This is a genomic window from Pseudomonas lurida (genome assembly GCF_013522705.1).
In the GTDB taxonomy this organism is placed as follows: domain Bacteria; phylum Pseudomonadota; class Gammaproteobacteria; order Pseudomonadales; family Pseudomonadaceae; genus Aquipseudomonas; species Aquipseudomonas quebecensis.
In genome coordinates this window covers 1-7,244 of sequence record NZ_JAAMRE010000052.1, presented here as the reverse complement: position 1 = coordinate 7,244, position 7,244 = coordinate 1, and the positions used below count along the sequence as shown (strand labels likewise).

Here is a 7,244-nt window from a genome sequence, read left to right as displayed (position 1 = left end):
GAGGCTTCGCCGGCCTTGGAAATCTGCCCAAACCTGCCAGCAGTAGACCCTGGGGCGACCATGGTCGCAGCGTCAGTGACTAACTCTGAAACTTGCGCGGCTGACTCATAGCTGTTGCCTTGCAGGTTTGAAACGAATGCCCGCCCCGTTTGCCGGGTGGTCATTTGACCAACCGGGTTTAGAGACGGATCAGCAACCGGTCCTAGAAAGTCGCGACGTTGAGGACGCGGCCGGCGGTTAGATTGGCGTCGCTGCCGTCGGTGAGGGTGCGCATGCCGACGCCGTCACGCACCTGGATGGCGGTGGTCTCGTTGGTGATGTCGTCTCGGAGGGCGGTGAGGCTGACTTGCTTGCCGCGAATCTCACCGGCCATGGCGTTGCGGATGCTGTCTTGGGCCAGCAGGCTCAGGTTGTTGCCGGCTTCGACCAGGCCGATGGTGTAAATGCTGCCGCTGTGACGCCTTGCACGGTTTTGGGTGAGGGGCTTATAGTCCGGCTGTCGCCCATACGGCGATCAGGTTTGGCGACCTGACAACAGAGTGCAAAAGCAATCCGCTTCATGCAGGTGTTTTTGCACCCGCAAAGCTGTGCTCGTTATGGCGGCTGTGCGCGGGAGACCTTCGGGTCTGCCGGTTTACTCTGTTGCCGGTTCGCCAACCTGCGTACAGCTGCCACCCATTCGTTTGGCGACGATTGAGTGGCGGCTTCAACCACCAAAAACAGAGTGTTAAGTATGAATAGATACATGCCCCTAACCGGCCACGACTGCACCGTCCCAGCGCTGATCATCGACACCCAGGCACCCCTCGAAGTCCTTCACGACGCCGCCGTGCACCGCATTCGGGCCGTCACCCAACTGCTGGAAAACCTGGCCTTCCGCGAACAACTCAGCAGCGATGCCGTAGTGCTTTCAGACTTCGCCCATTTGCTGGCCATTCCGCTGCGCGATGGGTGTGATTTGCTGGATGTCATCAGTCGCAGGCTGAATGCCGATCCGTACTGAGTTAAAATCGGGCGGCCATAGTGTCGCCCGCTTTATGCGTGAGCAATTCAACTTAATAAACCGGTCCACTTTTTTTAGTCATTTCACGCAGCAAACCTGATCATCCGAAAGATAATAAAGTCCCTCCAGCTTTCCGCAAATGGAAGGAAGACCGAAAACCGGTTCTGAGGCATAAGAAATAGGCAGCTCGGATCTAATCCAACCGGCAAACTCCGAACTTTCCCACGCTGGAGTGACTATACCGCTCCAAAAACTTACTGCGCCTCCCTTATCAGACAATATAACAGGCTTTACGTATTCAATTGCGGCATTGAAGTCCCAATATAAATAACCGCGATACACAGCGCCACTTTCACCATAAAAATCAGTTCGAACGATAATCTGAAAATCTGAGCACGTTTCCTGTTCGGCGAGGGGGCGTACAGTTGATTCATCCCCCACGGTTTCGTCCATCGGAAAAAACCAAACGCTACAGCTATCAAGATCATCAATCGTTAGCTCATATACTTGTTTGTCCGACACAAATCTCCCCCTATGTAATTAAATACAACAAAAGGCGGCAGAATTACTTAATAGGCTCTCAACTCTAATTTAAATAAATCTGTCCCTTTTCTACCTATTTCTCCGAATTCTTATCCCGCAGGAACCGCATCGATATCAAACTCACCTTGCTCGTCAATTTCGGCGTCTGCTCTCAACACCTCAAAATCGCAGCCCCCTACATTCAAATGGACATTTATTTCATACACTCCACTTGAGGAGGGCCTTATAAATTCGACCTGAAGAGAATAATCTCCTTCAGGCAGTTCTAGAGGAACCGTACTCGAAATACTACCAACCTCAATATTTCTATCTATCACCGAGAAGGGAACTTTAAAGGCCCGAACCACGGCTGCGCTTATAGCGGGCACTTGTTCGTTAATGAAAAAGCTAATCATATGATTCCCTTCATCAATCAAAGCTCTAAAAGAGACACTCCCTAACCTCCACGCAAATCCTTGCGCATAACTACGATCACTCCAATCATTATACGGCTGATCAAGCGAGCTTAAAAACACGCAAAATTGCGAATAAGACAAATATATATTTTCTCTAAACCTAGCCATTAGCCCACCGCCTTAATTCAACAAAAGGGCCAGATTTACTCAATAGCCTTTGTACTACCACCACGAATTAAGTAAATTCGCCGCCCCCACAACTACCTGACTAACTAGGTAACGGTTTCTTGATCACCATTAACAGAATCAAACAGTACGCCGACAACACCAGCTTCCATAAGTCGCCGTTTCACTTCTTCACTTACTATGACCGCACCCAAATATTTTTCAAGTCAAAATATATGAGTTGATCCGACCCTACCTGGGTCAACCACCAAATTGTAGAAAGCACGATAGTTACCGGCCATATCTGGCCTAACAGGATCATCTACCTCAAACTTTTTATAGCGAGAGCGCTTTTCATCCACGCAATCGATTTGCGTTTCTATAATCATCAAGAAATAGCTCTGGCAAACCACTTTATTATTTATATTGACCGGCTCAAAAACGACATATTGATAAGGTTCGTCTATCTCTGGCAAACCGGCGAGCGATTTTTTTGCCTTCTCGCTTAAAACAGGAACACTAGCGTATCCAGCGAGGGAATAATCAACTTCTTTACCGTCGAACCTTACATCGAGAGTATATGTGCCTGGCTCCATAAAATTAACTGGAGGATCACTGAAATGCCAGTTATCTACATGATATAATCTCCGAGCACCCACCTATCGCAGACAGTTATATCTTGTCGCATTAAGTAGTACCTCATTTCAACCCCCCAGTAAATGGACGGATCTTTCAACTCTGATTTAAATAAATCTTTCCATTTTTCGCCGTTCACTTCCTCACAACCCCTTATTAAGCTTGTTTCATTGCACGGATCTAGACCTCACGCTTTAAATAAAAACTTTCTCAGCATGACTTGCCCCTCAGCCTGGATTCCTACATTTATCATAATACTGCTGATACTTGGTAAGTGTTCCTGGCTTGGGAGGTTTAGGCACAAGCTTTGCGCCGCCCATCTTATACGCTTGAACCAAATCATCTATTGATGAACCCCAGACCTTATCCAAGCTCCTTGGAGTGCCTGCCTGCACAGCAAGATCATTACGCAGCCATCTCGGGCAATAGACGAAGTGGCGGGAACATCTACAGCTCCTGTCGCTTTTGCACCTGTTCACCCCTTCAACGCTGGCAAAGACAGCACTTCATCGTACTGTGGCCAGTCTTCCCTTGCGCGCTTGAGCACACCTTGCATCAACTCGTCCAACTCAGGCACTGGCTGCTCGGGCGGCAATTGGTCAAAGGGCGCGGCCAGCAGCGGATGATCAATCTTCTGCGGATTGGCTAAACCTTCCCACTGGCGCAGGCGCAAGATATAGAGAATCTCCACCGGCACGCGCTCCAAGTGCCAGTCCTGATTGAAGTCGTAGGAATTCTTCTGGCTCTCTTTGCCGGTTTGCCAAGTGTGGCGGTCACACGCGGCCACCAGGCAAGGCATCAGGTCGTCGGGGCTGGGAGTGCGCCACTTGGCCAACAAGGCTTCGTAGATGGGTTCGTCGTAAGCATAAGCAGGCCATTGATGCGATACATCGCCCACCCAATCGGCAAACACACGCAGCATAAAGGCTTGAGCGCGGCGGTGCTGCTCTTCGTACTCAATCACTAATTGATGCCCACGGTTGAGAGCCGCATGGGTAAGATAGCCCTGATGGATGACGGCATCTTTCCAGCCCAGGATCGCCATGGCGGCCAACATATTGGTGGCGGTTTGGATGCTGTAGTTTTGGCGGCGTCGATCATTGCCTGCCGCTTTGGCAATAATGTCGAACTGGCCCGCCCAGAAGAACAACTGCCAAATTCCTACTTGGTAATAGCGCAGCCAATGGGCCAATTCTATAAGCCATTGTGGGTTATCTGGGGCGGTTGCCAATACCTTGTGGGCTCGTGTGACGGCCATCCATTCGGAGCTACTACGCGTAACGTTGTCACTATTCGGTACAGGCATTGATGGCTTCGCAAATGCATCTCCGCGCGTAACATATTCACGGATGCTATTCAACTCGTATTCATCTGAGACGTGTGGGCCCTTGGCTATGCGCCCCAGCACGCTTTTGTATGAGGGCCATTTCGGGTTTACGCCCGAGCGCTCGCACTGAATTACTTCTTGGTCCATGGTTCTACCTTAAATTCTGCTACACCTGTTTTACCGGGGGCGGGAACACCGACCTTGACTGTTACACCTTGAACCTTGGTTTTTCCTGAATCCAACGCCGCTTGCAAAGCATCGCGTAAAGCAGGATCAGAGTCGGCAATTGATCTATTACCCAGCCAACCCTCCAACCGCGTCCTCGGGTCCCCATGCGGCGTACCGGCCTTACTCACGCCATTCACCGAAGACTTCGCATCCATCACCACCACGGTAATCGTATCGCCATCGATCGCCACCGCGCAGCCATCGCAACCGTGGTTGCTAGTATTTTGCAGAGGTTTGAAATTGAGGCCGGTTTTCTCGTTAAGGGTTTGCAGGGCCAGTTGCTCGCCCAGCACCCCATCATTTACACGTGAACCAGTCTTCCAATTGGGAAGGTGCGACAGCGGGATACTTTCAAATGTCTGCCCAAACAGGTCTTCAACCGAGCTGAGCTTGGGGGGGCTTATTGCATCAGGGGCAAGCTGGCCCGGCCCTTTTGCACCATCGAAGCTAGCGTCGTTGGCAGCAGTTTTTCCGTTACCTACAACACCTGTTTCTCCAGAAACCAAGTCAGATGCAGTATCTTTTGCACCATCGAAGCTAGCGTCGTTGGCAGCAGCTTTTCCGTTACCTACGACAACTGTTTCTCCAGAAACCAAGCCAGATGCAGTGTCTTTTGCATCAGGATACCCATCAGGCGGCGCTTCAAATTTCGGTGGAGCATCCTCTGCCGCTTGACGGCTAGCTTTAAACTCAAGCACACGCTCCTTCAACGTCTTCGTTTCGGTTCCGGCCAGTATTTCTCGGCCTACCAACTCTTTCGTCGCAGTAGGAAAGGTAGCTTCTGCCGGTCGCCCTTTGAACAACAATGCTGCCAGCACTTCTAAATCTATATTTCCATTAGCGCTGTCGTTGGAGTGGAGATGGTTTCGCAACGTCGTCCATTGCTCTGTCGAAACTTCTACATCGCTGCTGACGGCACCAATTTCACGAAGTTTTTTAGTAGCGACGGCTTCACCGTACTGTTCCACCCATTTATCAGGGACAATGCTCGCGCCCCCATCAGCATTTTTATAGGTAGTTCCACTTGAAGAATTAAACAGAAGCGAATCTTCGAACTGCTTTGAAGTTGCGCCAAATACATAAACTTTCTCACCATGGGCTACGACAGGTGAACCATCAGACCATGTAAGTAAAACCTTTTCGTTTTGTATTTTAGAAATAATATTTTGAGCTGTGTCCAAATCTTCAAGAAGGCGCTGACCCGTTGGATTGTTCGGACCGTACTTATCCAATGCATCACTTAATTTGCGAGAGGACTGATCGTCAACTTCGCCTTCCGCAACATAAGTAAGCAGGTCGCCCCACGCTAACCCGGAGCGACTTTTAACTTGGGAACCTTCAAGCTTTGTCGCTTCTTCATCTATACGTTTTTGCTCAAGCGCATGAAGTTTGCGGTTATAAGATTGCGCATTGCCGGCAATTTCAGAGCCCATGGCAACATCGCCATCAACACTCGCGGCAGCGAGCAATCCCACCAGCTTCGAAGCCGCATTGACCAGACGATCGTGTTCCGCTGGATCATTGCCACTGAGCAAAGGCGACCTATCTAACGCCACAATAAGGGCTTCGTTAGCACCCGCAGCCATCGCTCCCGTTTTAAAGTCGCCGCCCATTGCTTCTGAAAGCAAACCACCTACAACAGCATGCAATGCAGTTTTGCTCAGGCCGCTGTCTTGAAGTTTGAAGGCATTACCAAAATCACCAACGCCGGTGAACGCGGTCGCCTGCATTACATCGAAAAGGCTGCCCTTCATTGCATCCTTGAAGCTGCCTTGTCCAAGAGCTTCAGAGAGCGTTCCGCGTACGGCACCGCCAGCCAATTGAATCGTTCCAAAACGGCCAATCGCTGCGGGGTCATTCCAATGGGGTACGACGCTTGGTCCACTTACCTTGTTAGTTACAGGGTCGCTCTGCGCGCCAAACCAATTGCCACTGGCGTAATTCACAAAGCCCGCAGAAGCGCCCGCGATCAGTGACTGCTTCAAGCTGCCGCTGCTGAAGGTTTCCTTGAATGCGGCCCCCAAGTTGCCTTTATTGTTTATGGTGCTGACGACGCCGGTACTGGCAAGCGAAGTCAACGAGGCAGTCGCGATGACGTTGCCCAACCCTGCAGCAGTTCCTGCAACTGCTGCGGTGGTCGACGTCGCAGCGGTAGCGGCTGTCGCGGCAGCCATAGTGGAGCCGGCCCCTACAGCGCTACCTGCCGAAGCAGCTAGCGCACTGGCCGCTCCCGCCGTCAACACGGTGACAACGATAATAATTGCCAGCATTGCGCCTTGACCGAGGCTGGAGTGGCTGTATTTAAAGGAGTCATGCAACTCCTTCACATGTCGCCAATCCACATCCCCACGCCTCTCGGCCTCTTTCAACCACGCCAACTGCGGGTCCGCCTTGACCATCACATCAATCGTCTGGCTAACCGTATTCTGATCGATCTGTTTGATATCAATCTTCAGCCCGTTGACGGCCTTGATCGCCATCTCCCCTCGCGCCACCAGCTCACTCTGACGCAACGTCTCGTCGGTATTACCCTTGCCCTTGGCGCTGGTCCAAGCCAAGTCACCCTTGCTTTTCTCGTGACTCTCCTGGTGCAGGTCTTTGACTGCCTCGAACGTCACCGCACCGCCACTGGTGATGGCCATGTCGTTACCACTCTCAAGCTTGGCCCGCTGATACAACTGATCACCGCCACTGACCAGCGACAGATCACCACCAGTCTTGATCTCAGTCCCCACATTCGTAACGCGGGTCACCTCATCGCGCTTGGTCTTCTTCGCGCCCCAGCCACCCTTCTCCTTCATGTCGTAAAGGCTGTAGGTGCTGTTCTGCGCCGCCAACAAACTCAACTTATCCCCGCTATACAGATAAGCCTCATTCCCCGCGCTGATCCTGCTCGCCACGATCGTGGTGTCACGCCCGGCCTGGCTGACAAAATCCCCACCCGCCG

At 51.4% G+C, this 7,244-nt stretch carries 6 protein-coding genes and 1 pseudogene; 1 reads left to right on the top strand and 6 read right to left on the bottom strand.

Annotated features, from left to right (window positions below):
• Positions 1–214 precede the first annotated feature (214 nt).
• Positions 215–478, bottom strand: a pseudogene (locus tag G7025_RS27235) (hypothetical protein); the annotation flags it as partial.
• A gap of 267 nt (positions 479–745) precedes the next feature.
• On the opposite strand from G7025_RS27235, the gene G7025_RS26420 reads away from it, so the two are divergent.
• Positions 746–1,003 (top strand): hypothetical protein, encoded by a 258-nt coding sequence (locus G7025_RS26420; protein ID WP_034112929.1) that lies wholly within the window; start codon positions 746–748, stop codon positions 1,001–1,003.
• A gap of 78 nt (positions 1,004–1,081) precedes the next feature.
• Here the strand turns inward: G7025_RS26420 and G7025_RS26415 are convergent, their stop codons facing one another.
• The 5 genes from G7025_RS26415 to G7025_RS26395 all read right to left on the bottom strand — a co-directional run.
• Positions 1,082–1,525: a hypothetical protein gene (locus G7025_RS26415; RefSeq protein ID WP_181081924.1), complete on the bottom strand. Its 444-nt coding sequence runs from the start codon at positions 1,523–1,525 to the stop codon at positions 1,082–1,084.
• A 110-nt stretch (positions 1,526–1,635) separates the two neighbouring features.
• A complete protein-coding gene (gene comJ, locus G7025_RS26410; protein WP_181081923.1) occupies positions 1,636–2,109 on the bottom strand; it encodes a competence protein ComJ in 474 nt (157 codons plus the stop codon).
• 224 nt (positions 2,110–2,333) lie between these two features.
• Positions 2,334–2,702 (bottom strand): hypothetical protein, encoded by a 369-nt coding sequence (locus tag G7025_RS26920; RefSeq protein ID WP_258197737.1) that lies wholly within the window; start codon positions 2,700–2,702, stop codon positions 2,334–2,336.
• A gap of 515 nt (positions 2,703–3,217) precedes the next feature.
• The gene (locus G7025_RS26400; protein WP_040265205.1) at positions 3,218–3,892 is read right to left on the bottom strand and encodes a hypothetical protein; all 675 of its coding nucleotides are present in this window, start codon (positions 3,890–3,892) and stop codon (positions 3,218–3,220) included.
• Between the two features lie 308 nt (positions 3,893–4,200).
• Positions 4,201–7,244 (bottom strand): DUF637 domain-containing protein (locus G7025_RS26395; protein ID WP_258197736.1); only part of this gene is annotated, 3,044 nt, incomplete at its 5' end.

Excerpts from the sequence above, each read along its gene's own strand:
- G7025_RS26420 (WP_034112929.1), top strand. The coding sequence starts at position 746 with ATGCCCCTAACCGGCCACGACTGCACCGTCCCAGCGCTGATCATCGAC.
- G7025_RS26920 (WP_258197737.1), bottom strand. The coding sequence starts at position 2,702 with ATGGAGCCAGGCACATATACTCTCGATGTAAGGTTCGACGGTAAAGAA.
- comJ (WP_181081923.1), bottom strand. The coding sequence starts at position 2,109 with ATGGCTAGGTTTAGAGAAAATATATATTTGTCTTATTCGCAATTTTGC.